This window comes from Streptomyces sp. NPDC028308 (assembly GCF_055565855.1).
Window position 1 is genome coordinate 337,282 of the sequence record NZ_JBVHTO010000004.1, and the last position, 24,468, is coordinate 361,749.

A 24,468-nucleotide genomic window follows, 5' to 3' on the forward strand; every position below is an offset into this window, starting at 1 on the left:
ACCCTGCGCGGGCCGTCCTACGGAGCGAGCTGCCCGCCGGCCTCGTACCGTGCCGGACGGGCGTCGGGGCCGAGGCGGGCCACGGCGCGGAGTACGTGTCGGGGCGGCAGTTGCCGGCGCAGACCCGCGGGAACGCAGCGCAGCGCCGTGCCCGTGGCCCGCAGGCGCCGGGTCACCTTGGCCGGGGGCGGGGCCGGTCTGCCGTACAGCGCGTGGGCGTACGGCGGCAGGGCGCCGTACGCGAGCCGCGCCACGCGCCGCCAGAGCAGGGCGCGCGCCGGGACGAGCAGAGGATGTGTCGGCGGCCGGAGCAGGAAGTCGTCCACCGCGCGCGCGTCGGCTCCCGCGGCGAGCTCGGGCAGCATCCCGCGGAAGTACGCGGCGAGTTGGGCCCGGTCGGCGGGCACGGTGTCCGGGTCGAGGCCCACCAGCCGGGCGCTGGTGCGGTGTTCGGCGACGTAGCGGTCGGCCTGCGCGTCCGTGAGCTGGAAGCCCGAGCGGCGCAGGACGTGGAGATACGAGTCGATCTCGGCGCAGTGCACCCACAGCAGCAGGTCGGGCTCGCCGACACCGTAGGGCTCCCCCGTGGCGGGGTCCGTCGCCCGGAGCATGCCGTGGATCTTCCGCACCCGGGCGCCCGCCCGTTCGGCCGCCTCCGTGGTGCCGTACGTCGTGGTCCCGACGAAATCCGCCGTGCGCATCAGCCGGCCCCAGGCGTCGCGCCGGAAGTCCGAGTTCTCCATGACCCCGCGGACCGCGCGCGGATGCAGCGCCTGGAGGTAGAGCGCCCGGATGCCGGCGATCCACATCATGGGGTCCGCGTGCATCTGCCAGGTCACCGACGCGGGGGTGAAGAGTCCCGGGTCGGCCCCGCGCTGTTCGGCGTCCATCCGGTCAGTGTGGCCGCGCCCGTCGCCGCTCCTCAAGGCACGGGAGGGATCCCGGCCGCCTCCCGGTGAGGCTTCTCCGCCGCTCCCCCGCATTCGCGCCGCGACCGTCACCCGTGCGCGGCTTCGGGCCCGTCCCTTCGGTACTGTCGGGGTGACAGGTCCGCAGCAGCCGATGACGGAGTCACCCGTGAGGGCGAGGCGCCAGGTACGCGCGGCAGGTGCCATGGGGCATCTGCTGCTCGTCGTCGTGCTCGCCCTGGGCGTCTTCGTCATGCACACCGTGGGCCATCCCCGCGAGTCGTCCCACGCCACGATGAGCACCGTGTCCCACACGCAGGCGATGCGTGCGGACACCTCGCACACGGCCGACCGGGGTCACGGGAACGAACCCGCCGCCACCGGCGGCGTTCTCGATGACGCCGGCCTCGCGGCCACGTCGGCCTCGTCCTCCTCGCACGAATCGGCCATGGCCATGGACATGCTCTCGCTGTGCATGGCGGTGCTGTTCGGTGCGTGGGTGATCACCGCGCTCCTCGCGTCGGCGTTCGCCCGCCGCCGTGAGCGGTCGGCCGGACTGCTCGCCCGGATCGTCGGCGTACCGCGGCCCGATCCGCCGCCCCGCGGGCCCGATCTCACCCGTCTGTCGGTTCTGCGGCTGTAGGCCGTACCGCCTCCCGTCGGGCGCGCCGCCATGCGCTCCCGCGGGTTCGCCTGCGCCGGAACAGCCGAAGAACCAAGCACACGAGGTGGATTCACCATGACTTCCCACACCCGCGCCCAGCGCCGCACGCCCGTCCGCCGAGCCGTCACCGCGGGCGCCCTCGCCGTCGGTGCGCTGCTCCTCACCGCCTGCGGCGGCGACGGAGGCAGCGGCGGTACGGCCCACGGCGGCCACGACGGCTCCGCGTCGGCGAGCGCCCGGTCCGGCTCCTTCAACGACGCGGACGTCGCCTTCGCCCAGATGATGATCCCGCACCACGAGCAGGCGCTGGAGATGGCCCGGCTCGCCCCCGACCGTGCCTCCGACCCGGAGGTCAAGAAGCTCGCCACGAAGATCGAGAAGGCTCAGGCCCCGGAGATCCGCACGATGAAGGGCTGGCTCACGTCCTGGAACGAGCCGACCGCCATGGAATCCATGCCCGGCATGGACCACGGCGGCGGCGACGGCATGATGTCCGGCACGGACATGGCGCATCTCAAGGGCATGAAGGGCGCCGACTTCGACGAGATGTTCACCGAGATGATGATCGACCACCACAACGGTGCGATCGGCATGGCCGAGGACGAGCAGAAGAAGGGTGAGAACGCCGACGCCGTGAAGACGGCCGACGACATCGTCACCAGCCAGTCCGCGGAGGTCGAGCAGCTGAAGGGCATCCTCGGCCGGCTCTGACCCGCGCCGCGGCGGGCCGGACGTCCGGCCCGCTCGGCCCCGGCCGCCGTCCGGGCTCCGCACCGTTCACCGCGGACCCGCGTTCGCACTCCTCACCCGGGCGTCGCGCAAGCACCATGACGGGGACCTGTCGGCGTTCCTGCACCGTGACCACCGGGTCGTCGAGGCGCAGCGGGAACTGCACGGCATGATCGAGGAGTTGCTGGCCGAGGCCGCCCGGGCCGGCGCCGTCCGCGACGACATCGCGCCCGCCGAACTCGCGAGCTACTGCCTGCACGCCCTGGCCGCGGCGGGCGACCTGCCGTCCGAGGCCGCGGTGGACCGGCTTCTCGCCCTCACCCTGGCCGGGGTGCGTCCCGAGGGCGCCGAGCCGTCACGCGCCCCGGCCCGCGCCGAGGGCACGACGCACCCCCGGCACCACGGCCCCAGCCGGCACCACCCCGAGCCCCGGCCCTGAGTACGGCGCTCCGACCTCCGCCGCCCCGCTTCTACCGGCGCACCCTCGGCATGCCCAGCCCGATCCACGCGATGATCTCGCGCTGGATCTCGTTGTTGCCGCCGCCGAAGGTGAAGATCACCGCCGAGCGGTAGCCGCGCTCCAGTTCGCCGTGGAGGACGGCGCCCGCCGAGCCCTCCTTCAGTGCCCCCGGCGCGGCGACGACCTCCATCAGCCAGGCGTAGGCGTCCCGGCGTGCCTCGGACCCGTACACCTTGACGGCGGAGGCGTCCTGCGGGGTGAGGGTGCCCTCCTGGACGGCGTTCACCATCTGCCAGTTGAGGAGCTTCATGGCGTCGAGCCGCGTGTGCGTCTGGGCGAGGCGCCGCCGCACCCAGGGCAGGTCGACCACGCGGCGGCCGTCGGCGAGCTTGGTCTCCATCGCCCAGCGCTGCACGTCGTGCAGGGCGCGGATCGCCATCGTCCCGTGGGCGGCGAGGGTCACCCGCTCGTGGTTGAGCTGGTTGGTGATCAGTTGCCAGCCCTTGTTCTCCTCGCCGACCCGGCGCGAGGCGGGGACACGGATGTTCTCGTAGTAACTCGCCGTCGTGTCGTGCGAGGCGAGGGTGTTGATGAGGGTGCAGGAGTAGCCGGGGTCGGAGGTCGGCACGAGCAGCATGGTGATGCCCTTGTGCGGCGGCGCGTCCGGATCGGTGCGCACGGCGAGCCAGACCCAGTCGGCGGTGTCGCCGTTGGTCGTCCAGATCTTCTGGCCGTTCACCGTGTAGTGGCCGGTGGCCTCGTCCCCCTCCCGCACCGCCTTCGTCCTCAGCGCCGCCAGGTCCGTGCCCGCGTCGGGCTCGCTGTAGCCGATGGCGAAGTCGATCTCACCGGAGAGGATCTTCGGCAGGAAGTACGCCTTCTGCTCGTCCGTGCCGAACCGCATGAGGGTCGGGCCGACCGTGTTCAGCGCCATCAGCGGCAGCGGCACCCCCGCCTGGGCGGCCTCGTCGAAGAAGATGAACTGCTCCATGGGGCTCAGTCCGCGCCCGCCGTACTCCTGGGGCCAGCCCACGCCGAGCCAGCCGTCCGCGCCGAGGCGGCGGACGGTCTCGCGGTAGAAGCGCTTCTGGGCCGCCGGCTCGCCGTGGCGGGCGTAGGCGTTGTCCGGCACCAACCGGGCGAAGTAGCCGCGCAGTTCGGTCCGCAACCGCTGCTGCTCGGGCGTGTATTCGAGATGCACGGCGCCTCCTGGCTCCCAGTGGATCGGCAGGTCCCACCCGGACTCGACGGCGCACACAGTAGAACTCGTTCCAGAAATTGGGAATGCCGATGACGCGCCGGGAGGGAGCGGCAGGTCCCGCCGGTCCCAGTGAGGGCGCACTGAAGGCTCGTACGGCCCGGTCCAGGCGGGGCATACGCGAAGGCTCGTGCGGCCCGGCCCCGGCGAGGGCGCACGCGAGCGCCCGTGCCGCCGTACCGCCCATGTTCCGGACGACGCGCCGGACGTAGCATGCGGGGAGTTCCGTAACCGGCCCCCCGACCGGTTTCCGAACGGTGCCGGAAGCGGCCCGACCACGAACCTGGACCGACTCGTCTCATGAAGACCGACAGACACGCAGCGGGGACCGGCCCGACGCCCCCTCCTCCCAGACCGGCGCTGAATCGTTCCCGCATCGCCGCGGCGGCCCTGGCGCTGATCGACGTCAACGGCCTGCGCGCCTTCTCGATGCGCAAGCTCGGCGCGGGCCTCGGGGTCGACCCGATGGCCGCGTACCGCTACTTCGAGGACCAGGACGCGCTCTTCGACGGCGTCGCCGAACTCCTCTTCGCCGAGGCCGACCTCGAATCGCTGCCCTGGGAGGAGTCCTGGCGGACCGTGGCCGGGGAGTACTGCCTGCGACTGCGGGCCACCCTGCTCGACCACCCGCACGCCGTCGCGGTGTTCGCGACGCACCCGGTGCGCTCACGGGCGGCGGCGGACGTGTGCGCACGGCTCACCGGGCACCTCGCAGCCGCCGGTTTCGATCCGTCGCAGGCGGCCCATGTCGCGCGCTGTCTACGGGAGTTCACCGTCGGGCACGCACTGAGCGTGGCGGTGCGGCACCCGGAGCCGGAAGGCGCCGACGAGGATGCCGCCGCGCGGTTCGAGACCGGTCTCACCGCGATGCTGGACGGCTTCGAACGGCTGAGGTGAGACGCGCGCTCACCGGGCACCGGCACGCGGCTCCGGCCGGAAGCGTCCCTCCGGCGCGTGCGGACGGGCCCCGGTCGTCCGGGGCCCGTCGTTCGTGCACGCTCAGGGCGCCGCGGAAGCCGCCGGGGCGGCGGACGCCTTCTCCTCACCCTGCCCCGTCACCCGGGGCGTCCCGCCGACCGCCAGCCGGTGGGCCAGCTCGCCGAAGACGAGCCCGAAGGAGGTCCACAGCGTCACCTGGATCGCCAGCGCGGCGAGCCGGAACTGCCAGAGCAAGGTGCCCGAGAAGTCCTTGGGCACCTCGTCGAACGCCGGCAGGAACGCGTACGCCAGGCCCACGGCGGCGACGAAGAACGCGCCCGCCGCCAAGGTGGCGTACCAGTTGCCCAGTCGGGGCGCGAGGCGCTTGCCCAGGATGACGGTGGCGACGGCGAGCAGCACGCTCAGCACCGTCATCAGGAAGTACAGCGTCGTGCGCTTGCCGATCGTGTCGGCGTCCCCCACCGCCGGCGGATTCGCCGGGTACTTGAGGAACGGCACGACGTACACCGCGACGAGCCCCGCCGTCGAAAGGAGCAGCGCGCTCGCACGCGGCCCGAAGCGGCCGATCCTGCCGAGGGCGAAGCAGTACGCGAGGGCCGCGATGCCGCCGAAGGCGACGCCGTAGACGAGCACACCGGTGGCCAGGCCGCCGGTGGACTGCATGGTGCGCGTCACCGCCTCCATGCCGTGCTCGTGATGGTGCGCGTGCGATTCCTCGTAGGCGATCGCGGCGTCCACCCGCGACTCGCCGAGGAAGTACGCGACGACCAGGGCGAGCACGCCGGCGGCGAGACCCGCCAGCATGCCGCGCACCAGCAGGTTTCTCACTGTTGCCGAGTTCATCGACTCGTACGCTTCCCTGTCGCCGTCAGTGGCAGGGGAAGCCGAGCAGATGGCGGGCGTCGTGCACCCACTCGTGCACGTTCTCACCGGAGACGAGCGAGGTGGCGCCCTGTTCGGCGCCGACGAAGTAGAGCAGGACCAGCATCAGGATGCCGAAGAAGACCGCCCAGGGGGCGATCGCGCTGATCGGCAGCTTCGCGGGAACGGCGGTGGGCGTGACGGCCGGCTGAGCGACGGACTGCGCCATGTGGCAGGACCTCCTGGGGAACTCGCGTCCCATCGTGGTGGTGCACAGGACGACGGCTGCGGGTCTGACTTGCCGGGCCCTCACCGCCCTTGGAGGGGGCGGCCGTTGCCTGGCTTACAGTGGCGCGACCGTGCCGGATTCTCACCGGGCTTCCGCCGGACCGTCGTCAATATCGTCGAGACCGTACCGCGAAGCGGAGGCCCGGCCAAGGGCGCATGAGTCCGGAGGAGCGCGCCCCGGGGCGCCCGCCGGTCGTCAACTCGCCCGCCGCGCACGGAGGTTGGGCACGGGGACGGCACCATCACGACCACGAAAGCGGATCCATGACGACCCGAGTGACCTTGATCTCAGCGGCGTCCAGCAGGGCCTTGCGCGAGGCGCGCTTCGACGACGGCTGCCCCGCCGACGCGGCCGGTCTGCGGCTCGCGCGGGCTGCCGCCGGCACGCTCACGGCGAGGGGTGAGGTGTGGGTCTCCCCCAGCGCGCGCTGCCGTGACACCGCGGGCGCGCTCGGCCTGGACGCCGTCGAGGTGGCCGCGCTGGCCGGTCTCGACGTGGGCCGCTGGCGCGGCGCGACGCTGGACGAGGTGGGCGCGAGGGAGCCGGACGCGGTCGTGCGCTGGCTGGCCGACCCCAAGGCCGCTCCGCACGGCGGGGAGTCGGTGCGGGACCTGTGCGACCGGGTCGCCGGGCGGCTGGACGCGGCGGCGCAGCTCTCGGGACGCGTGATCGCCGTCGTGGAACCGGAGGTCGTACGGGCGGCGGTGGTGAGGGCGCTCGGGGTGCCCGAGACGGCGTTCTGGCGGATCGACGTACCGCCGCTGACCGCCACGGAACTCAGTGGCCGCGCGGACCGCTGGAACGTCCGGGTCGGCCGCCCCCTCACGGGCGTGGAAGCGGACCGAGACGGCTCTGGCACCGAGGCCGGCTGAGACCGCTTCGACAGGGGCGGCGACTGAGACCACCTCGGCGCGGACGGCGACTGACGTCACCCGGCACGGACAGCGGCTGAGACGACCCAGGCAGGACGGCCGCGTTTCGCCGGTGCGTACGGCGGTCCGGCCCCGTCGACGTGGCGCGCGCCGGAAATGCCGGCGGTGCCGCCCAAGTGCCGGACCCGAAGCCGCGAGAGCCCGGTCTCAGCGGAGCGTGGCCATGAAGTCGGTGCAAGCCTGGGCGCACTCGCGGCAGGCCTTGGCGCTGTCCTGCGCGCCGGGGTGGTCGTCGAAGACGTCGGCGCACTCCAGGCAGACGTCCCGGCACCACTCCAGCTGGACGCGCATGCCCGCCTCGTCCAGGCCCGCCTGCTCGGACAGCATGCGGCACGTCGCGTCGCACACCTCCGCGCACATGATGCCCTTGCGGCGGACGAGTTCCTGTTCCTTCGGCCCGTCCGGTTCCACGAGGCTCGCGCGCAGCGCGCACGCCCGCGCACACTCCGTGCACGACTGCGCGCAGGTGAAACGGTCCTCCAGGAACCGGAAGAGCTCCTGCTCAGATGTCATTGAGGTCACCTGGTCCGGGTTGCCCCGGTCTCCCTTGTCAAACCCGGCGTCCACGGCCACGCCCCGCCGGGACGGCGGCCGACCGATCGGAATTTGTCATTCCGGTTCGCCCGTGGGCCGGGGGGTACTCGCGCGCCAGGACCACACGAGGGACGGATGCGCCATGAGCACACCAGGGATCGACATGGCTGCGGACCGCGGTCTGGTGGCCGGCTTCGCGCCGCTCGCGATCGGGCTGGCCGTCGTGGCACTGCTGGCCGGCGCCATGTGGATGGACAGCCGGATACGCGGCAGGGAGAACGACCGGCCGGGGCCCGAGGAACAGCCGAAACCGCCCGAGAGCGGCCCGGTCTTCGAGGTCAGCGAGAACCGCGAGCCCGACGAGGTGCCCCGCAGCAGCCGGCGGCTGACGCCGTACGAGCTGGCGGCGCACGGCAACATCGCCTCCCGGCCGAGCCGCGACCGGACCAGGCAGCGGTGGAGCCGCGGCTCCAGCGGCTCCTTCGGCGGCGGCGGTTCGGGCGCCCACTGAGAGCACTCCGGGGCCGCGCCCGCGGCCCCACGGCTGGTGGGGCCGCCTCGTCCACCGGGGCCGGCGCCGGGTGCCCCGGTGGTGAGGTGTGCGCTGCCCCGCGAGCGGCCGACGCGAGGGGCGGGACGGGAGCGAGCGGCCGGCGTCACAAGGCCGTTGACCGGAGCGGCCGGCCCGGCATCACCAGGCCGTCGGGCAGCCGCGCCAAGGCGCGCGCCGAGTCGCGCCGGGCTTCTGCGAACGCACTGTTTCCGTCTTGCGAACATCGCGCCGAAGGGGAGGACACGCGTCCTCGGCCGGGGTGACCATGCAGGTCCACGGGCGTCCGCACCCCGTGCCCGTCCCCCGCGAGGAAGAACCATGAGCCTGCCGTCCGCCACCCTGAGGTGGGAGTCCGAGAGCTGGAACGCCGCCGCGGCGGTCCGGCTGCGCGAGCTGATGTCCGCCGAACTGGCCCCCCGCTACGCCCCCGTCGAGCACCGGCGCGTGCGCGCGCCGCAGCCGTCGGCGGACGAGATCGTCGTCACCTGGATCGGCTACGCGGACGACGTCCCCGTGGTGACCGCGTCCCTGCGCAGGCTGCCGGACCGGCACGAGGTCAAGCGCGTGTTCGTGCACGCCGACCACCGCGGGCGCGGCCTGGCCAGGGCCGCCCTCGGCGCCGTCGAGTCGACGGCGCGGGAGCTCGGCGTCGAGCGGCTGTGGCTCCAGACGGGCGCCCTGCAGCCGGAGGCCCGGGCCCTCTACGCGCGGGAGGGCTGGCACCACGTGCCGCCCTACGCGCCGTACGACCGCAACCCGTTCAGCGTGTGCTTCAGCAAGTTCCTCGCACCGCACCCCGGCGGCGGCGCCCATGTCGCCTGAGCGCGCCGGAATCCCGGCGGCCCCGCGCCGGCCGTCCCCTCCCCTGCCCGCCCGGCGGCCGGCCGCTCTCCGACGCCCGGGCACCGGCCGCCCGACCGTCCTCGTGACCCGCCGGTACGTCGACCACGCGCGCGTCACCACCACCGGGTGTCCCGGCGTCGACTGAGCCCGCCGGGAGCCGGCGCCCGAAGCGCTGTCCGGTACCCGTCCGCTCCGCCCCCGTGGCGCGCCCCCGACGGCTGCCGCCACGCCACGCCCTCGCCCACTCGCGCGCCCTCGCACACCGCACCAGGGAGAACCATGAGCCAGCCGATCGACTCCGTCACCGCAGGTCACACCCCCGAGGAGGAACCCGCCGGGCCCGACACCTCGGCCTGGTCGTTCGAGACGAAGCAGGTCCACGCCGGTGCCGTGCCGGACCCGACGACCGGGGCGCGGGCGGTGCCCATCTACCAGACCAGCTCGTTCGTCTTCCGCGACACCCGGCACGCCGCGGACCTGTTCTCCCTCGCCGAGCCCGGCAACATCTACACGCGCATCCACAACCCCACGCAGGACGTCTTCGAGCAGCGCGTCGCGGCGCTGGAGGGCGGTGTCGCCGCCGTGGCCCTCGCCTCCGGGCAGGCGGCGGAGACCCTGGCGATCCTGACCCTGGCGAGCGCCGGCGACCACATCGTCTCCAGCACGTCCCTGTACGGCGGCACGTACAACCTCTTCCGCCACACCCTGCCGAAGTTCGGCATCGAGGTGTCCTTCGTCGACGACCCGGACGACCCCGAGGCGTGGCGGGCGGCGATCCGGCCCACCACCAAGGCCCTGTTCGCGGAGACGCTGGGCAATCCGCGCGGCAACGTCCTCGACGTCCGGGCCGTCGCGGACGTCGCCCACGCGGCGGGCCTCCCGCTGATCGTGGACAACACCGTGCCCACGCCGTACCTGCTGCGGCCGATCGAGCACGGCGCCGACATCGTCGTCCACTCGGCGACCAAGTTCCTCGGCGGGCACGGGACGACCATCGCCGGTGTCGTCGTGGACGGCGGCACCTTCGACTTCGGCGCGCACGCCGACCGCTTCCGGGACTTCAGCGAGCCCGACCCCAGCTACCACGGGCTGCGGTACTGGCCCGCGCTCGGCCCGGGAGCCTTCGCCGTCAAACTGCGGGTGCAGCTGCTGCGTGATCTCGGCCCCGCGCTGTCCCCGCACTCCGCGTTCCTGCTCCTCCAGGGCGTGGAGACGCTCAGTCTGCGCATCGAGCGGCACTCGGCCAACGCCCAGGCCCTGGCCGAATGGCTGGAGCAGCGCGACGAGGTCGCGGCCGTCCACTATCCGGGGCTCGCGTCCAACCGCTGGCACGAGGCCGCGCAGCGGTACCTGCCGCGCGGTGCTGGCGCGGTGCTGGCCTTCGAACTGCGGGACGGCGTCGAGGCGGGGAAGCGGTTCGTGGACGCGGTCGAACTGTTCAGCCACCTCGCCAACATCGGTGACGTACGCAGCCTCATCATCCATCCGGCGTCCACGACGCACAGCCAGCTCGACGAGGAGGGCCTGGCCGCCACCGGGACCTCGCCGGGGCTGGTGCGCCTGTCGGTCGGCATCGAGAACCTCGCGGATCTGAAGGCGGACCTGGAGGCCGGCCTCCGGGCGGCGAAGGGCGCGTCCTGAGCACCGTACCGACGACGTCTCCGCTCCCCCTCCCGCCTGCCTCGGGTGCCTGGCGGGAGGGGGACCCGCCCGGGCGGCGCCACTGGCACGTCCGGGAGAGGCCGCTGCCCCTGGAGGCGGGCGGTGAACTGCCCGGGGTGCGCCTGGCGTTCGAGACCTGGGGTCGGCTCGCGCCGGACCGGTCCAACGCGGTGCTGGTGCTGCACGCGCTCACCGGCGACAGCCACGTGGCCGGTCCCGCCGGTCCCGGCCATCCGACGCCGGGCTGGTGGGACGGGCTGGTGGGCCCCGGCCGGGCTCTCGACACCGACCGCTGGTTCGTCGTCGCCCCGAACGTGCTCGGCGGCTGCCAGGGCAGTACGGGTCCGTCCTCCCGGCGGCCCGACGGACGGCGCTGGGGCGGCGCCTTCCCGTTTCTGACGCAGCGTGACCAGGTGGCCGCCGAGGCCGACTTGGCGGACGCGCTGGGCATCGGCAGGTGGGCCCTGGTCATCGGCGGCTCGATGGGCGGGATGCGTGCCCTGGAGTGGGCCGTGTCGTATCCGGAGCGCTCGGCGGCGCTCCTGCTGCTGGCGACCACGGCCGCGGCGAGCGCCGAACAGATCGCGTGGGCCGCGGCCCAGGTCCACGCGGTCCGCGCCGACCCGGGGTGGCGCGGCGGCGACTACCACGACGCCGGGCCCGGTGGAGGTCCGCACGCGGGGCTCGGCCTGGCGCGCCGTCTCGCCCACGTCACCTATCGCAGCGAGCCGGAGCTGCGGGCCCGCTTCGGGCGTGCTCCGCAGGACGCGGAGGACCCGTGGCGCGGCGGCCGGTACCGGGTGGAGTCGTATCTGGACCACCATGCCGCCAAGCTGGTGTGCCGCTTCGACGCGGGGAGCTATGTCGCGCTGGCCGAGGCCATGAACAGTCACGACGTCGGCCGGGGCCGCGGCGGTACGCGCGCCGCGCTCCGCCGGGTGACCGCTCGGACGCTCGTCGCCGCGGTCGACTCCGACCGTCTCTATCCCCCGTACCAGCAGGCCGAGTTGGCGGCCGGGATCGGCACGGCGGACGGCCTGCGCACGGTCGCCTCGCCGTACGGCCACGACGGTTTCCTCATCGAGGTGGCGCAGGTCGCCGCGCTGGTCCGGGAGTTGCTGGACTAGGGCCTGTCTGACAATTCCCGTCGTCGCCCGGAGGGCGGCCTCGCGGCGTCAGGTGCGTGCTCTCGGCGTGCCGGGCGTAGAGCCTCGTACTGGACGTACTTGGGTCTGCGCCCGGTGCGGCGAGAGTGCGTGCATGGCGTCGCGAGGCAGACGGGAATTGTCAGACAGGCCCTAGCACGGCGACCTGTCCGGCGTCAGGACGCCACGCGGTCCGCCTCCGCGTCGGAGCGCCGGGCGGCGGGCTCGGCCAGGCCGAGGTGGTCGCGCAGGGTCGTGCCCGTGTAGTCGTGCCGGAAGACGCCGCGTTCCTGGAGGAGGGGTACGACCCGGTCGGCGAAGGGGTCGAGTCCGCCGGGCGTGATGTGCGGGACCAGGATGAAGCCGTCGGCGGCGTCCGCCTGGACCAGGGAGTCGATGGACTCGGCGACCGTGGCCGGGGAGCCGATGAAGGTCTGGCGGTTGCCGGTCTCGATGACGAGGTCGCGGATGGACCACTTGTTGGCGGCGGCGAGCTCGCGCCACTCCCTGGCGGTGGCGACCGGGTCGCGGTACATCCGCACCTGGGCGCGGCCCCGGGCGACGGTGTGCTCGCCGGGGTCGGGGTCGATGTCGGGCAGCGGGCCGTCGGGGTCGTACCCGGACAGGTCGCGGTTCCAGACGAACTCCAGGTGCTTGATCGCGGTCGCTCCGCTGACCTGGAGGCGGCGCACCTCGTGGGCGATCTCCTCCGCCTCGGCGTCCGTGTCGCCGAGGACGAAGGTCGCGGCGGGCAGGATCAGCAGCTGGTCGTGGGTGCGGCCGTGGCGGGCCAGGCGTCCCTTGACGTCGCTGTAGAACGCGCGGCCCGCCTGCAGGGTGCTGTGCCGGCTGAAAATGGCGTCCGCGTCGGCGGCGGCGAACTCCCGCCCCTCCTCGGAGTCGCCGGCCTGGAAGATCACGGGGCGCCCCTGCGGACTGCGCGGGACGTTGAACCGGCCCTGGATGTCGAAGTGCTGCCCCCGGTGCGCGAAGGCGCCCGCGCGCGCGTCCCGCAGGAAGGTGCCGCTCTGCTGGTCGGCGGCGATCTCGTCCCCGTGCCAGGAGTCGAAGAGTTCGTGGGCGGTCGCAAGGAACTCCCTGGCCCTGGAGTACCGCTCCTCCTGCGGGAGGAAGCCACCGCGGCGGAAGTTCTCCCCGGTGAAGGCGTCCCAGGAGGTGACGACGTTCCAGGCGGCCCGCCCGTCGGAGAGGTGGTCGAGGCTCGCGAACTGCCGGGCCACTTCGTAGGGTTCGTTGAAGGTGGAGTTGATGGTGCCGGTCAGGCCGAGGCGGTCGGTGACGGCGGCGAGGGCCGACAGGACGGTGAAGGTGTCGGGGCGGCCCACGACGTCCAGGTCGTAGATGCGTCCGCCCTGTTCGCGCAGCCTGAGCCCCTCGGCGAGGAACAGGAAGTCGAACTTGGCGCGTTCGGCGGTCCGCGCGAAGTGCGCGAACGAATCGAACTCGATGTGGCTCCCCGCCGCGGGGTCGCTCCACACGGTGGTGTTGTTGACTCCGGGGAAGTGGGCCGCGAGGTGGATCTGCTTCAGCGGCTTGTCGGACGACGTGGTCAACGGCTTGCTCATGGCTGGAAGTCCTCGGGCTCAGGCGGTGGCGTAGCGGTTCGCGGGGCGGGCGAGGCCGAGCAGGCCGCGCAGGGTGTCGCTCTCGTACGCGTGCCGGAACACCTCGCGGCGCTGGAGTTCGGGCACCAGGCCCCGGGTGATCGCCGGGAGGTCGTGGCCGGCGACGGCGGGCCGCAGCCGGAAGCCGGACAGTCCGGCCTCGCTCAACTCCGTCAGCAGGTCGGCCAGTTGTGCGGGCGTCCCGGTGAAGACGGGTGCGTCACCGGTGTACGGGTGTCCCGCCAGGTCGTCCAGGCGGTCGCGGCGGGCGGCCGCCGCGGCCGGGTCCTCGTCGAGGAAGACCAGGAGGTCGCCGAAGAGGTGGAGCGGCTCCTCGGCGCGTCCGCCGGCGGCCCGGGCGGTGCGGACGGCGGCGACGAGGTCGCGGGCCTGGCCGCTGTCGTGCGGGGTGAGAAATCCGAGGTCGGCGGAGCCGGCGAGCAGACGGAACGGGGCGCCCGAGGGGGTCTGGTGGGCGAGTGCGCCGACGAGGGGCTGGCCCTGCGGGGGCCGGGGGGTGATCGAGGGCCCCTTGACGCTGAAGTGCCTGCTCTCGAAGTCGATGTAGTGCAGCTTGTCGCGGTCGATGAAGCGGCCGGTGGCGGTGTCGCGGATCTCCGCGTCGTCCTCCCAGCTGTCCCAGAGGCGGCGCACGGCCTCGACGTAGTCGGCGGCCTCCTCGAAGAGCTCGGCGGCCTGATCCGGGGCGGCGGCCGTGCCGGGTACCTCGGCGGGGAGGCCGGGGACCGTACGGCGGCCGAAGTGGGCGGCCTCGTCCGGCCGGGCCGACACCTGGACGCGCAGGCCCGCGCGGCCGTTGCTGACGTAGTCCAGGGTGGCGACGGCCTTCGAGATGTGGAACGGCTCGGTGTGTGTGGCGACGACGGTGGGGACCAGTCCGATGTGCCGGGTCAGCGGGGCGACGCGGGCTGCGACGAGCACCGCGTCGAGCCGGCCGCGCACCTGGTCGGTACGTGCGTCGGGGCCGGCGGGGAGGGAGGACTGGAGTCCGAGGGAGTCCTCGATGGTGACGAAGTCGAGCAGGCCGTGTTCGGCCTCGGTGACGAGATCGGCCCAGTAGCGGGCGGTGAACAGCTCCTGGGGGCGGGCCTCGGGCTCGCGCCAGGCGGCCGGGTGCCAGCCCGCGCCGTCGAGCGCGACGGCGAGGTGCAGCGGGGAGTTCGGGGACACGGAGGGGTGCCTTCCTGGTCGACCATGGGAGATCGCCGGCCCTCGTCCGGTGGGGGCGGCGGCGCGGGTGCACGGTCAGGGACGACAGAGCGCGCCGGCCACGCGCAGCAGGTCGATGTGCGGCCGGGAGTACAGGCGGACACAGCCGCGTGGGGTGAACGTCACCACGGGACGGCGGAACGCGGGCGACGCGACTCCCATCGCTCCCACCTCCGCCTCCGCACTCGGTGCCCTCCAGAGCGGCAACCAAGCGGCCGCGCCCTTTGTTCCGCCGAACTGTACGCCGCGCCGCGGGAGTCGGGCATGCCGCCGACCACGTCGTGAGACGGCGCGGACGCCTTCTTGACGCTCCCCCGGGGCGCGGCGACACTGCTGAGGACGGTCACGATTGTCAGCGCCCCGCGAGTGTTCGTGCTCGTACGGTCATCGGCCCCGGCCCGCTGGCAGGCAACCCTTCCACCGCGACGGGGTGCCCCGGGTGACGACCGGGTTCCGCCGGTGCGGCGGGACAAGCGTGGTCTCGCGTCTCGCGAGCCCCGAGCGTGGACCGGTGGGAATGCCCAGGAACGACTTGACGAGGCGCCTGCACATCGATCTGCTGCGTGTCTCCAGCGCGTACTAAGGACCGTCCGGCCCTCCGCGTCGCTGCCCGCGAGGCACCTTCGCATACTCGGGTCCGCGCTCCCGGCGTGCCCGGCGACGAGCCCGGCACCGCACGTACGCGGGCCCGCGCCCGGCGCGCGAGCGAGCGTGCCTGACGTCGCGAGGCGGACGGGAGAGGCCGGACAGGTCCCGGTTCCGGCGATCCCGGACCGGTACGAGAGAAGCGCGGTCACTCCGTTTCGTCACGGCGCCCACGAGGCGGCCGGGACTTCCTCACCCATGGAGAGTCATGCCCGAGACCCTGTCGCACGCCTCCAGCACGAGCACTCCCCGCACCGGCACGCCCGAGCCCGGAACCACCGACCCCACCGGCGCCTGTTCCGGCGTCGGGGACACACCCGGCACTCAGTCCTCCCCCGCGGAGTCCGCCGACGCCGGTGCCCCGGCCCGGTGTGCGTCGTCCTTCCGCGCGGCCGCGCCGCTCGACGCGCTCCCCCGGCCCCGCGGCGCGGGTTCGGCCGGTGCTCAGCAGCACGTCCACAACCGGATCGGCGTCGGTCTCGCCGGCGGTTTCTACCCGGCCCCGCACCGCTATCAGCTGTACCTGTCCCCGGACTGTCCGCGCTCGCTGCGCGTCGCGGTCACCGTCGACCTGCTGGGCCTCGGGGACTTCGTCGCCACCCTTCCCGCGGGCCCCGCTGCCCCTGGCGGCCCGGACTGCTCCGCCTCCCTGCGCCGGGCCTACGAGGCCACCTGGCACCACTACGACGGCCCGCTCGCCGTGCCCGCGCTGTGCGACCGGTGGACCGGACGTGTCGTCAGCAACCACACGCCGGACATCCTGCGCGACCTGGCCGGCCTGGCGGACCGCACCAGGGCACAGGTCCCCGCCCTCCGTCCGCCGGCCCTCGCGGCGGACATCGACGCCCTGCGCGAGCTCCTCGACACGGAGGTCACCCCGGACGCCCGGCCAGGGCGCCGGTCGGCCGCGCTGGACCGACTGAACGGGCAACTCACCTCGTCTCCCTACGTGTTGGGCCACGAGATGAGTGCCGCGGACGTGGACCTCTGGGCCGCCCTCGTCCATCTCGACGCTCCCGGCGCCCTCGCCCCGTACGAGCACCTCCGGGGTTATGTGCGGCGGCTCGGCGCCCACCCGGCGTTCCGCGGGAAGACGAGCCGGAGCGAGGGGGCGGGCGTCGCACCGCTTCGGCGACGGTAGTCCGGACCGGCGGAGGCACCGCCTCCGCCGGCCGTCGTCACTCCGCGGCGCCCATCGCCTCCCGGGAGATCTGCTCGAACTGCGCGGCCATCGCCTCCTGGAGGGCCTGGGCGGCCGACAGCGGGCGGACCATCACCGTGAAGTCGTCGATCCTTCCGTCCTCGTCGAGGTGCAGGAAATCGCAGCCCTCGATCTCCTTGTCGCCCACCTTCGCCCGGAAGATCAGGGCGTGGTCGACGCCGTCGGCGTCACCGATCTCACGGACGTAGTGGAAGTCGGTGAAGACGCGCGAGACGCCGCGGACGATGGCCGCGGTGATCGCCCTGCCGGTGTACGGCTTGAACACCACCGGGCTGGTGAACACCACGTTCTCGGCCAGCAGCGCCTCGATCGCGGCGTGGTCGCCGGCCTCCACCGCCTTGCGGAAGGGATGCATCGCGCCCACCTCTCATAGTCAACTAATTGAATAGGTGTGGAAGAGATTACTCGCGTCGGCGGCCGGACATCTAGCCTTGCGGGCATGGCATTGCGCAACGCGGTCCTGGCCGCGCTTCTGGACGGCGAGGCATCGGGCTACGACCTGGCCAAGGGGTTCGACGCGGCGATCGCCAACTTCTGGATGGCGACGCCCCAGCAGCTGTACCGGGAACTCGACCGCATGGCCGCCGAGGGGCTCATCGAGGCGCGGCTCGTGCGCCAGGAGCGCCGGCCGGACAAGCGGATGTTCTCGCTGACGGACGCCGGGCGCCGTGCCCTGCGCGATTTCACCGGCGCCCCGCCCCGGCCCACGGCCATCCGGGACGAGCTCCTGGTCAAGGTGCACGCGGTGGACGAGGGCGATCCCGACGCCGTACGCGCGTCGATCACCGAGCGGCTGGAGGGGGCCCGCGCGAAGCTGGCCCGCTACGACCGGCTGCGCGCCCGCCTCCTCGACGGGCGGACCGAGGACGCGTACCTCGCCGAGGCGGAACGGGTCGGGCCGTATCTGACGCTGATGCGGGGCCGTTCGTTCGAGCGGGAGAACATCGCCTGGGCGGAACGGGCGCTGCGCGTCCTGGAGCAACGCACCGCCGTACGCGGGTAGTTCCGGGAGCAGTGCACGGCCTTCCCCGACGGGAGGCGGCCCGCCTTGCCGGTCGGTGCGGCCCGCACGTATTCCCTCCGGCCCATTGGAAGTCCTATGGCAGCGAATGGCATGTCTATTGGTCACCTATGGGCCGTACGGCCTACCGTCGCGGTATGTCGAAGATTCTTTTTGTGATGACCGGCGCCGACCACTGGACGCTGGCGGACGGCAGCAAGCACCCGACCGGCTTCTGGGCCGAGGAAGCGGTCGCCCCGTACGAGGCGTTCACGGCGGCGGGCCACGAGATCGTGGTCGCCACACCCGGCGGGGTCGTCCCCACCGTGGACCGGGCGAGCCTGGCGCCCGAGGCCAACGGCGGACAGGACAACGCCGACAGGATCGCCGGGGCCCTGGACTCGATGGACGCGCTCCGCGAGCCGATCCGGCTGGAGGACGTGCGGCTCGACGACTACGCGGCCGTGTTCTACCCCGGCGGGCACGGCCCGATGGAGGACCTCGCGGTCGACGCGGTCTCCGGACGCCTCCTCACCCTCGCGCTGACGTCGGGCAAGCCGCTCGGCGTGGTCTGCCACGCCCCCGCCGCGCTGCTCGCCGCGCAGGGCGAGGACGGCCGCAACGCCTTCGCCGGATACCGCCTGACCGGCTTCACCAACGCGGAGGAGACGCAGGCCGGACTCGCCGGCAAGGCGAAGTGGCTGCTCCAGGACCGCCTGGTCGAGGCGGGCGCGGACTTCCAGGAGAGCGAGCCGTGGGCACCGCACGTGGTGGTCGACCGCAATTTGGTCACCGGACAGAACCCGTCCTCCTCCGCCCCGCTCGCCGCGGAACTGCTGAAGAAGCTCGGCTGAGACACCTCTCCGCCCCCTGAACCGGGCCGGGATCCGGCCGCCCCCACGGGCGGCCGGATCCCGGCCCGCCGCGCTTTCCGGACACCTCTCCGGTGCCCGCGCCGGCCCGCCGCCCCGCCGCCTGATCCGTCCGGATCGGCGCCGCACGTGACCACCGCCTCCTGAGCGCCGATACTGCAAGAGGCTGATCTCATCAGGAGGTACCCATGAAGATGCTCATCAACGTGGCGGAGACAGTGGTCGCGGACGCCCTGCGGGGCATGGCGGCGGCTCATCCGGAGCTGACGGTCGACGTAGAGAACCGGGTGATCGTCCGGCGCGACGCGCCGGTGGCCGGAAAGGTCGGGCTCATCTCGGGCGGCGGATCCGGGCACGAACCGCTGCACGGCGGATTCGTGGGTCCGGGGATGCTGTCGGCGGCCTGTCCGGGCGAGGTCTTCACCTCGCCGGTGCCGGACCAGATGCTGCGGGCGGCGGCCGCCGTGAACAGCGGCGCGGGCGTGCTGTTCATCGTGAAGAACTACACGGGCGACGTGCTCAACTTCGACATGGCCGCGGAGCTGGCCGAGGACGAGGGCATCCAGGTCGCCAAGGTCCTCGTCAACGACGACGTCGCCGTCACCGACAGTCTGTACACGGCCGGCCGGCGCGGCACCGGCGCGACCCTCTTCGTCGAGAAGATCGCCGGAGCGGCCGCGGAGGAGGGCGCGCCGCTGGAGCGGGTCGAGGCCATCGCCCGGCAGGTGAACGAGAGCTCCCGCAGCTTCGGGGTGGCGCTGGCCGCGTGCACCACGCCCGCCAAGGGCAGCCCCACCTTCGACCTGCCGCCCGGCGAGCTGGAGCTGGGTGTCGGAATCCACGGCGAGCCCGGCCGGGAGCGGCGCGCGATGATGACCTCGCGGGAGATCGCCGACTTCTCGGTGCACGCCGTCCTGGAGGACCTCGACCCGCGCAATCCCGTCCTGGTGCTGGTCAACGGCATGGGGGCGACCCCGCTCCTGGAGCTGTACGGCTTCAACGCGGAGGTCCAGCGAGTGCTGGCCGAACGCGGTGTCGCCGTGGCCCGCACCCTCGTCGGGAACTACGTCACCTCCCTGGACATGGCGGGCGCCTCGGTGACCCTGTGCCAGGTGGACGAGGACCTGCTGCGCCTGTGGGACGCGCCGGTGAAGACCCCGGGTCTGCGCTGGGGCATGTGAGCGGGGCAGGCATCCGGTCAACGTTCGTACCACGCAAGGAGACCTTGTGCTCGACGCCGACTTCTTCCGACGCTGGATGACGGCCACCGCCGCCTCCGTGGAGCGCGAGGCCGAACGGCTCACCGCGCTGGACTCACCGATCGGCGACGCCGACCACGGCAGCAACCTCCAGCGCGGCTTCACCGCCGTGGTGGCCACGCTGGACAAGGACGCCCCGGACACCCCCGGCGCCGTCCTGACCCTCGCCGGCCGGCAGCTGATCTCGACGGTCGGCGGCGCGTCCGGACCGCTGTACGGCACCCTGCTGCGCCGTACGGGCAAGGCGCTCGGGGACGCCGCCGAGGTCACCGAGGAGCAGCTCGCGGAGGCGCTGCGGGCCGGGGTGGACGCGGTCATGGCGCTGGGCGGAGCCGCGCCCGGCGACAAGACCATGATCGACGCGCTGGTGCCGGCCGTGGACGCCCTCGGGGAGTCCTTCGCGGCGGCCGCGGCCGCCGCGAACGACGGCGCCGAGGCGACGACACCGCTCCAGGCACGCAAGGGCAGGGCCAGCTACCTGGGCGAACGCAGCATCGGGCACCAGGACCCGGGCGCCACGTCGTCCGCCCTGCTCCTCGCCGCTCTCGCGGAGGTGTCCGGTGAGTGACGACAAGCTGGTCGGGATCGTCCTGGTGTCGCACAGCGCCGCCGTCGCCGCCTCGGTCGCCGAGCTGGCGGTGGGCCTGGCCGGCGGCGGCACGACCGCCCCGGTGGCGCCCGCGGGCGGCACCGCGGACGGCGGCCTGGGCACCAGTTCGGAGCTGATCTCCGCGGCGGCGGCCTCCGTGGACCGGGGCGCCGGGGTCGCCGTCCTCATGGATCTGGGCAGCGCGGTCCTCACCGTCAAGGCGCTGCTCGCGGAGGGCGACGAGCTGCCGGAGAACACGCGGCTGGTCGACGCGCCCTTCGTCGAGGGGGCGGTCGCGGCCGTCGTCACCGCCTCGGCGGGCGCGGACCTCGCGGCGGTGGAGGCCGCGGCGGCCGAGGCGTACGCGTACCGGAAGGAGTGAGCGCCGGGAGTCGGGCGGCGAGCCTCCGGCCCTCCTCGGGCCGGAGGCTCGCCGCGTCCCGCGTGGGCCGGCGGCGGTGTCGGCGGGCGCTCAGTCCCGGTTCGCGTCGAGGAACTTGCGCGCCAGCGCCTTCCCCCGGGTGACCGCGGCCCGCTGGTCCTCGATCGGCGACACCACCGAGTCCTTGAAGACGATGTAGGTGACCCCCGAGGGCACGCCGCCGCCCCGCGGGTCGGTGCGGATGCCGAGGCCGCGGGCGGCGGCGTAGGACGCCTCACCGATGATGTCGCGGGGCCCGACGTCGCCGACGACGGCGTACTGGACGCGGTCCCGGTAGATGACGGCGGCGACGGAGCCGCCGCGGATCCCGTGGTCGCGGTGGTTCCAGACGGGGCCGGGGGCCGGTACGACGATGTAGGGCAGGGTCTCGGCACTCAGATAGCGTCCGTCGGACTGCTGGAAGGCGGTCATGGACGAGAAGAGCGGGTCGGTGCGCCCGTTGCAGCGGGGGCCGGGGCGGCCGTCGCAGTCGATGTCGAGGTCGCTCTTCCAGAACACGGCTCCGCGCTTGCCGCACACCGGGATGTCCGCCGGGGCGGCGTCGTCGCTGCGGTAGCGGCCCCTGGAGACCGGCGCGCAGTCGCGCACCTCGGCCAGCAGGTCACCGGCGCGTACGGACTCCTCACGCGCCGCGGGCCGCTGGGGCCCGGCGGCGGGTACGGCGGGCGGCGGCTTCGCCGGCAGCGTGGTGGGGGCGAGCAGGGCGGCGCCGGCCGCGGCCAACGTCAGCGACTGGACACGCACGATAAAGAACCCTCTCCTGGGCGACACTGACGGGCACTCACCCAAATCTGGGGTGGGTCACCGAGAGCGGCCACCGGTGAGGGTCCGGACGGTGCACGGCGAGGGAGCACCGCGTGCCCCGGATGCGCATGGCGCGGTGCCGACACGCCCGCCTCGCGGGGGTGGTCGGCCGAGAGGCCGGACCTGGTCGGCCCGGCCCGCTCGGCCGGCCTCTCCGGCGCGGATTCAGCGACGACAGCGGCCCGCGCCGTTGGACATGAACTCCCTTGGACGGAAGGCGAGTTCACGCCGTGTCGGAGTTCAGCATACGGAGCCGCCCGCGGCCCCGGCGAACGGCTCCCCTTCTCGACCCGCCCCCTTGATGTGGCCGCGCCGGCATGGCATACAGGTACAGACCAATCCCGCCGAGGGAAGGCAGTGCCGTGCGACGCACACCCATTCCGGTGATCTGCGGCTCGCTGCTCCTGGTGGCGTCCTGCGGCTGGGGCGGCCAGGACGGGGACGAGAGGGGCCGGCTGCCGTCGGCCCCGGCGGGCGTCACGGCGGCGGCGGGCAGCGCGACCAGCGTGCACGTCATGTGGAACCTGGCCACGGGCGATCCCGAGGTCGACCGGTACGAGGTGTACCGCGGCACCCGGAAGGTGAAGGAGGTGCCGGGTACGGAGCACATGGTGGACGTCACCCGGCTCACCCCCGCCACCACCTACGTCTTCACGGTCCGGGCGCGGACCGCCGACGGCGACGCCGGACCCCCCAGCAGGCGCGTGCGCGCAACGACCCCCGCGGCGGGCACCGCCGACGGCCGCGCCCCGACCCGCCCAGGCCGCCCTCACGGCAAGGTGGCCGGCGGCCGGGCGGTCCAGTTGTCCTGGGAGGCGTCGGCGGACGACCGGCGTGTCGCCTCGTACGACATCTACCAGGGCGCCTCGAAGATCCACAGCGTGGGCGGCGGGCAGACGGCCGCCGTGGTCACCGGACTGCGCCCGGGGACCCGGTACTCGTTCACCGTGCGGGCGCGTGACGCCGCAGACAACGTCTCGCCCCCCAGCGAGCCCGTCCGGCTGACCACGGCCGCCGGCCGCGACGACGGCCGGGGGGCGGCGCCCACGGCCTTCCGCGCCGCCACCCACCGCGCGGACGGCGGGTACTACATCGACCTGTCCTGGGACCCCCCGGAGACGGACGGCGTGATCACGGAGTACCGGATCGTGCTCGACGGGCGCACCGCGACCTCGCTCGTGTGGGGCGGCACCCCGCCGGCCGGGCGGGCGACGCACAGCTTCTACGTCGGACGCGAGGCCGGGGCCGTGCACCGCGTGCGGATCCGGGCGAAGCTGCCCGACGGCACCTGGGGCGGGCTCTCGGCGGAGCGGACGGTGACGACGGGAGCCGGCCGATAGGCGGAGACTAGGGTTGTCCTCATGACCCATAGGGATTCCGATGCCTCCCCGCTGGACCTCTCCCAGCTGCGCACCTTCCTCGCCGTCCACCGCGCCGGTTCGTTCACCGGCGCGGCGCGCCTGCTCGGGCTCTCCCAGCCGACGGTGACGACACAGATGCGCGCGCTGGAGGAGCAGCTCGGCCGTGAGCTGTTCGAGCGGCGGCCGCGCGGGGTGGTGCCCACGGCGGTGGCGGACGAGCTGGCCGCGCAGGTGGCGGCGCCCCTCGACGCGCTGGCGGCGGTCGCCGAGCGCGGCGGACCCGGCGCGGACCAGACACCCGAGCCGGTGCATCTGGCGGGCCCGGCGGAGCTGCTGTGCACGCGTGCCGTGCCCGCGCTGGCCCCGCTGACGGACCGGGGCGTACGGCTGCGGGTGAGCACGGGGCTGACCGACGAACTGCTGGAGGGGCTGCGCGGCGGCCGCTTCGACCTGGTGATCGCCACGACCAGGCCGCGCGGACGCTCCCTGACGTCCGCGCCGCTGGGCGACGAGGAGTTCGTCCTGGTCGCCTCGCCCGCGTGGGCCGAGCGCATCGGTCCCGAGCGGGTGGCGGCCGAGGGGGCGGCGGCCCTGCACGGGGTACCGCTGGTGTCGTACGCGGAGGATCTGCCGATCGCGCGCCGGTACTGGCGGCACGTCTTCGGGGTCCGTCTCAGCGGGCAGGCGGCGGTCACGGTACCGGACCTGCGCGGGGTACGGGCGGCGGTGGCCGCCGGTGCCGGGATCAGCGTGCTCCCCCGCTATCTGTGCCTGGAGGAGCTGGCCTCGGGGGCGCTGGTGGCCCTCCTCTCGCCCGAGGACCCGCCGATCAACACCGCGTACCTCGTCCGGCGCCCCGGGGCGCCGGACAATCCGCATGTCGCCCTGGTGCGGGAGCGGCTGCTCCAGGCCGGCCGTACCTGGTGAGCGCGGCGCGCGGGCGGGTCGGGGGCCGCCGTCCGAAGGAGTTCGTCACCTGCCCGGTCCCCCTCCGCGTGCGGTACCGGTCCGGGGCGCGTTGGCTCTCCCTGAGGCAGCACGGCCGCTTCCCGATCAAGGCGGCTCATGGGATGTACCGCCACCGTGCCGCTGGAGGGCAAGTCCTATGCGTTCAACTCAGATATTCCTCCGCTCCGGCCTGACCGTGGCCGCAGCCGCCGCGCTTCCCCTCACCCTGTCCGCCGGCTCGGCCGCCGCGTGGGGTGCGGGAATCTCGGTGAGCACCAGCGGCTCCACGGTCACCGTCACCACCAGCGCCTGCACGGGCAGCGGCGGCAGCTTCGGCAACGCCTCGCTGCTCACCAGCAGCCAGTCGAGTTTCGCCCAGGGCCGCCAGGCGGCGCTGACCGGGACCAGCAACAGCCAGATGGCCAGCTGGTCGGGCGTGCGCTCGGGCACCTACACGGTCATCGTGGTCTGCCAGAACGGCACCACGGCGGGCACCCAGTCCATCGTCGTCTCGGCTCCGACGATCTCCGCCACGGCCTCCCCCTCGCGCGGCGTCATGGGCGGTGTGGGCGGCGCCAGCAAGGACTACGGCACGCTCACCCTGGCCGGCGGTTGCGCGCTGGTGGCCGCGGGCACCGTGGCGGCGGCCTGGTTCCTGCGCCGGCGCTCGAAGCCGCACCGCCTCTGACCGCGT

General features: G+C 73.7%; 28 protein-coding genes and 1 riboswitch. Of the genes, 18 read left to right on the plus strand and 10 right to left on the minus strand.

Annotated elements, in window-relative coordinates; translation table 11 throughout:
* Positions 1–17: 17 nt before the first annotated feature.
* A complete protein-coding gene (locus tag ACZ4VA_RS11665; protein ID WP_452923331.1) occupies positions 18–890 on the minus strand; it encodes an oxygenase MpaB family protein in 873 nt (290 codons plus the stop codon).
* A gap of 187 nt (positions 891–1,077) precedes the next feature.
* Between ACZ4VA_RS11665 and ACZ4VA_RS11670 the strand changes: the two genes are divergently transcribed.
* The 3 genes from ACZ4VA_RS11670 (at position 1,078) to ACZ4VA_RS11680 (ending at position 2,740) form a co-directional block, all read left to right on the plus strand.
* A complete protein-coding gene (locus tag ACZ4VA_RS11670) occupies positions 1,078–1,551 on the plus strand; it encodes a DUF6153 family protein (protein WP_468080993.1) in 474 nt (157 codons plus the stop codon).
* Between the two features lie 96 nt (positions 1,552–1,647).
* Entirely contained in the window at positions 1,648–2,283 is a 636-nt protein-coding gene (locus ACZ4VA_RS11675) for a DUF305 domain-containing protein (protein ID WP_452923334.1), read from the plus strand.
* A 139-nt stretch (positions 2,284–2,422) separates the two neighbouring features.
* The gene (locus tag ACZ4VA_RS11680; protein WP_468081119.1) at positions 2,423–2,740 is read left to right on the plus strand and encodes an SbtR family transcriptional regulator; all 318 of its coding nucleotides are present in this window, start codon (positions 2,423–2,425) and stop codon (positions 2,738–2,740) included.
* Positions 2,741–2,771: 31 nt separating this feature from the next.
* Here ACZ4VA_RS11680 and ACZ4VA_RS11685 read toward each other — a convergent pair whose 3' ends face one another.
* The gene (locus ACZ4VA_RS11685) at positions 2,772–3,962 is read right to left on the minus strand and encodes an acyl-CoA dehydrogenase family protein (protein WP_355793375.1); all 1,191 of its coding nucleotides are present in this window, start codon (positions 3,960–3,962) and stop codon (positions 2,772–2,774) included.
* A 357-nt stretch (positions 3,963–4,319) separates the two neighbouring features.
* Here ACZ4VA_RS11685 and ACZ4VA_RS11690 point away from each other — a divergent pair, with 357 nt between their 5' ends.
* The gene (locus ACZ4VA_RS11690; RefSeq protein WP_355793377.1) at positions 4,320–4,916 is read left to right on the plus strand and encodes a TetR/AcrR family transcriptional regulator C-terminal domain-containing protein; all 597 of its coding nucleotides are present in this window, start codon (positions 4,320–4,322) and stop codon (positions 4,914–4,916) included.
* Between the two features lie 102 nt (positions 4,917–5,018).
* Here ACZ4VA_RS11690 and ACZ4VA_RS11695 read toward each other — a convergent pair whose 3' ends face one another.
* The gene (locus tag ACZ4VA_RS11695; RefSeq protein ID WP_355794396.1) at positions 5,019–5,801 is read right to left on the minus strand and encodes a CbtA family protein; all 783 of its coding nucleotides are present in this window, start codon (positions 5,799–5,801) and stop codon (positions 5,019–5,021) included.
* A 25-nt stretch (positions 5,802–5,826) separates the two neighbouring features.
* Positions 5,827–6,048 carry a CbtB domain-containing protein gene (locus ACZ4VA_RS11700; RefSeq protein WP_355794397.1) on the minus strand — a complete coding sequence of 74 codons (222 nt, stop codon included), beginning with the start codon at positions 6,046–6,048 and terminating at the stop codon, positions 5,827–5,829.
* Positions 6,049–6,371: 323 nt separating this feature from the next.
* On the opposite strand from ACZ4VA_RS11700, the gene ACZ4VA_RS11705 reads away from it, so the two are divergent.
* On the plus strand, positions 6,372–6,980 hold the full coding sequence (locus ACZ4VA_RS11705) for a histidine phosphatase family protein (protein ID WP_452923341.1): 609 nt from the start codon (positions 6,372–6,374) through the stop codon (positions 6,978–6,980).
* Positions 6,981–7,187: 207 nt separating this feature from the next.
* Here the strand turns inward: ACZ4VA_RS11705 and ACZ4VA_RS11710 are convergent, their stop codons facing one another.
* The gene (locus ACZ4VA_RS11710; protein ID WP_355795993.1) at positions 7,188–7,553 is read right to left on the minus strand and encodes a four-helix bundle copper-binding protein; all 366 of its coding nucleotides are present in this window, start codon (positions 7,551–7,553) and stop codon (positions 7,188–7,190) included.
* Positions 7,554–7,716: 163 nt separating this feature from the next.
* On the opposite strand from ACZ4VA_RS11710, the gene ACZ4VA_RS11715 reads away from it, so the two are divergent.
* The 4 genes from ACZ4VA_RS11715 to metX all read left to right on the plus strand — a co-directional run bounded on the left by ACZ4VA_RS11715 (position 7,717) and on the right by metX (position 11,759).
* A complete protein-coding gene (locus ACZ4VA_RS11715) occupies positions 7,717–8,085 on the plus strand; it encodes a DUF6479 family protein (RefSeq protein ID WP_355795990.1) in 369 nt (122 codons plus the stop codon).
* A gap of 360 nt (positions 8,086–8,445) precedes the next feature.
* A complete protein-coding gene (locus ACZ4VA_RS11720; protein ID WP_468080998.1) occupies positions 8,446–8,949 on the plus strand; it encodes a GNAT family N-acetyltransferase in 504 nt (167 codons plus the stop codon).
* Between the two features lie 300 nt (positions 8,950–9,249).
* Positions 9,250–10,611 carry a bifunctional o-acetylhomoserine/o-acetylserine sulfhydrylase gene (locus ACZ4VA_RS11725; RefSeq protein ID WP_468081000.1) on the plus strand — a complete coding sequence of 454 codons (1,362 nt, stop codon included), beginning with the start codon at positions 9,250–9,252 and terminating at the stop codon, positions 10,609–10,611.
* Positions 10,608–11,759: a homoserine O-acetyltransferase MetX gene (gene metX, locus ACZ4VA_RS11730; protein ID WP_452923349.1), complete on the plus strand. Its 1,152-nt coding sequence runs from the start codon at positions 10,608–10,610 to the stop codon at positions 11,757–11,759. The genes ACZ4VA_RS11725 and metX overlap by 4 nt, the downstream gene beginning before the upstream one ends.
* 194 nt (positions 11,760–11,953) lie before the next feature.
* Here metX and ACZ4VA_RS11735 read toward each other — a convergent pair whose 3' ends face one another.
* The 3 genes from ACZ4VA_RS11735 to ACZ4VA_RS11745 all read right to left on the minus strand — a co-directional run bounded on the left by ACZ4VA_RS11735 (position 11,954) and on the right by ACZ4VA_RS11745 (position 14,794).
* Positions 11,954–13,363 (minus strand): NtaA/DmoA family FMN-dependent monooxygenase, encoded by a 1,410-nt coding sequence (locus tag ACZ4VA_RS11735; RefSeq protein WP_355791352.1) that lies wholly within the window; start codon positions 13,361–13,363, stop codon positions 11,954–11,956.
* Between the two features lie 18 nt (positions 13,364–13,381).
* Positions 13,382–14,593, minus strand: coding sequence for an LLM class flavin-dependent oxidoreductase (locus tag ACZ4VA_RS11740; protein WP_355791355.1), 1,212 nt, complete (start codon positions 14,591–14,593; stop codon positions 13,382–13,384).
* A 75-nt stretch (positions 14,594–14,668) separates the two neighbouring features.
* Positions 14,669–14,794, minus strand: coding sequence for a putative leader peptide (locus tag ACZ4VA_RS11745; RefSeq protein WP_355791358.1), 126 nt, complete (start codon positions 14,792–14,794; stop codon positions 14,669–14,671).
* Between the two features lie 179 nt (positions 14,795–14,973).
* A riboswitch (SAM riboswitch) is annotated at positions 14,974–15,114 on the plus strand.
* A gap of 371 nt (positions 15,115–15,485) precedes the next feature.
* Between ACZ4VA_RS11745 and ACZ4VA_RS11750 the strand changes: the two genes are divergently transcribed.
* Positions 15,486–16,418, plus strand: a complete 933-nt coding sequence (locus ACZ4VA_RS11750) for a glutathione S-transferase family protein (protein ID WP_452925370.1) — start codon at positions 15,486–15,488, stop codon at positions 16,416–16,418.
* A 37-nt stretch (positions 16,419–16,455) separates the two neighbouring features.
* Here ACZ4VA_RS11750 and ACZ4VA_RS11755 read toward each other — a convergent pair whose 3' ends face one another.
* Complete coding sequence (locus tag ACZ4VA_RS11755) at positions 16,456–16,854, minus strand: nuclear transport factor 2 family protein (RefSeq protein ID WP_355794560.1); 399 nt, start codon at positions 16,852–16,854, stop codon at positions 16,456–16,458.
* A gap of 84 nt (positions 16,855–16,938) precedes the next feature.
* Here ACZ4VA_RS11755 and ACZ4VA_RS11760 point away from each other — a divergent pair, with 84 nt between their 5' ends.
* The 5 genes from ACZ4VA_RS11760 (at position 16,939) to ACZ4VA_RS11780 (ending at position 20,601) form a co-directional block, all read left to right on the plus strand.
* Complete coding sequence (locus tag ACZ4VA_RS11760) at positions 16,939–17,502, plus strand: PadR family transcriptional regulator (RefSeq protein WP_355794558.1); 564 nt, start codon at positions 16,939–16,941, stop codon at positions 17,500–17,502.
* Between the two features lie 155 nt (positions 17,503–17,657).
* Complete coding sequence (locus tag ACZ4VA_RS11765) at positions 17,658–18,353, plus strand: type 1 glutamine amidotransferase domain-containing protein (RefSeq protein WP_388904616.1); 696 nt, start codon at positions 17,658–17,660, stop codon at positions 18,351–18,353.
* Between the two features lie 206 nt (positions 18,354–18,559).
* Positions 18,560–19,552, plus strand: a complete 993-nt coding sequence (dhaK, locus tag ACZ4VA_RS11770) for a dihydroxyacetone kinase subunit DhaK (RefSeq protein WP_356165520.1) — start codon at positions 18,560–18,562, stop codon at positions 19,550–19,552.
* Positions 19,553–19,598: 46 nt separating this feature from the next.
* Entirely contained in the window at positions 19,599–20,198 is a 600-nt protein-coding gene (gene dhaL / locus ACZ4VA_RS11775; protein WP_356165522.1) for a dihydroxyacetone kinase subunit DhaL, read from the plus strand.
* A complete protein-coding gene (locus ACZ4VA_RS11780) occupies positions 20,191–20,601 on the plus strand; it encodes a PTS-dependent dihydroxyacetone kinase phosphotransferase subunit DhaM (protein ID WP_356165524.1) in 411 nt (136 codons plus the stop codon). Before dhaL ends, ACZ4VA_RS11780 begins: the two co-directional genes overlap by 8 nt.
* 90 nt (positions 20,602–20,691) lie before the next feature.
* On the opposite strand, the gene ACZ4VA_RS11785 is transcribed toward ACZ4VA_RS11780, so the two are convergent.
* Positions 20,692–21,405 carry a glycoside hydrolase family 75 protein gene (locus ACZ4VA_RS11785; protein ID WP_356165527.1) on the minus strand — a complete coding sequence of 238 codons (714 nt, stop codon included), beginning with the start codon at positions 21,403–21,405 and terminating at the stop codon, positions 20,692–20,694.
* A gap of 422 nt (positions 21,406–21,827) precedes the next feature.
* On the opposite strand from ACZ4VA_RS11785, the gene ACZ4VA_RS11790 reads away from it, so the two are divergent.
* From ACZ4VA_RS11790 to ACZ4VA_RS11800, 3 genes are all read left to right on the plus strand, one after another.
* Entirely contained in the window at positions 21,828–22,805 is a 978-nt protein-coding gene (locus tag ACZ4VA_RS11790) for a fibronectin type III domain-containing protein (RefSeq protein WP_468081007.1), read from the plus strand.
* 21 nt (positions 22,806–22,826) lie between these two features.
* Positions 22,827–23,753, plus strand: coding sequence for a LysR family transcriptional regulator (locus tag ACZ4VA_RS11795; protein WP_356165533.1), 927 nt, complete (start codon positions 22,827–22,829; stop codon positions 23,751–23,753).
* A gap of 178 nt (positions 23,754–23,931) precedes the next feature.
* Positions 23,932–24,462 (plus strand): hypothetical protein, encoded by a 531-nt coding sequence (locus ACZ4VA_RS11800; RefSeq protein ID WP_468081009.1) that lies wholly within the window; start codon positions 23,932–23,934, stop codon positions 24,460–24,462.
* Positions 24,463–24,468: the final 6 nt, after the last annotated feature.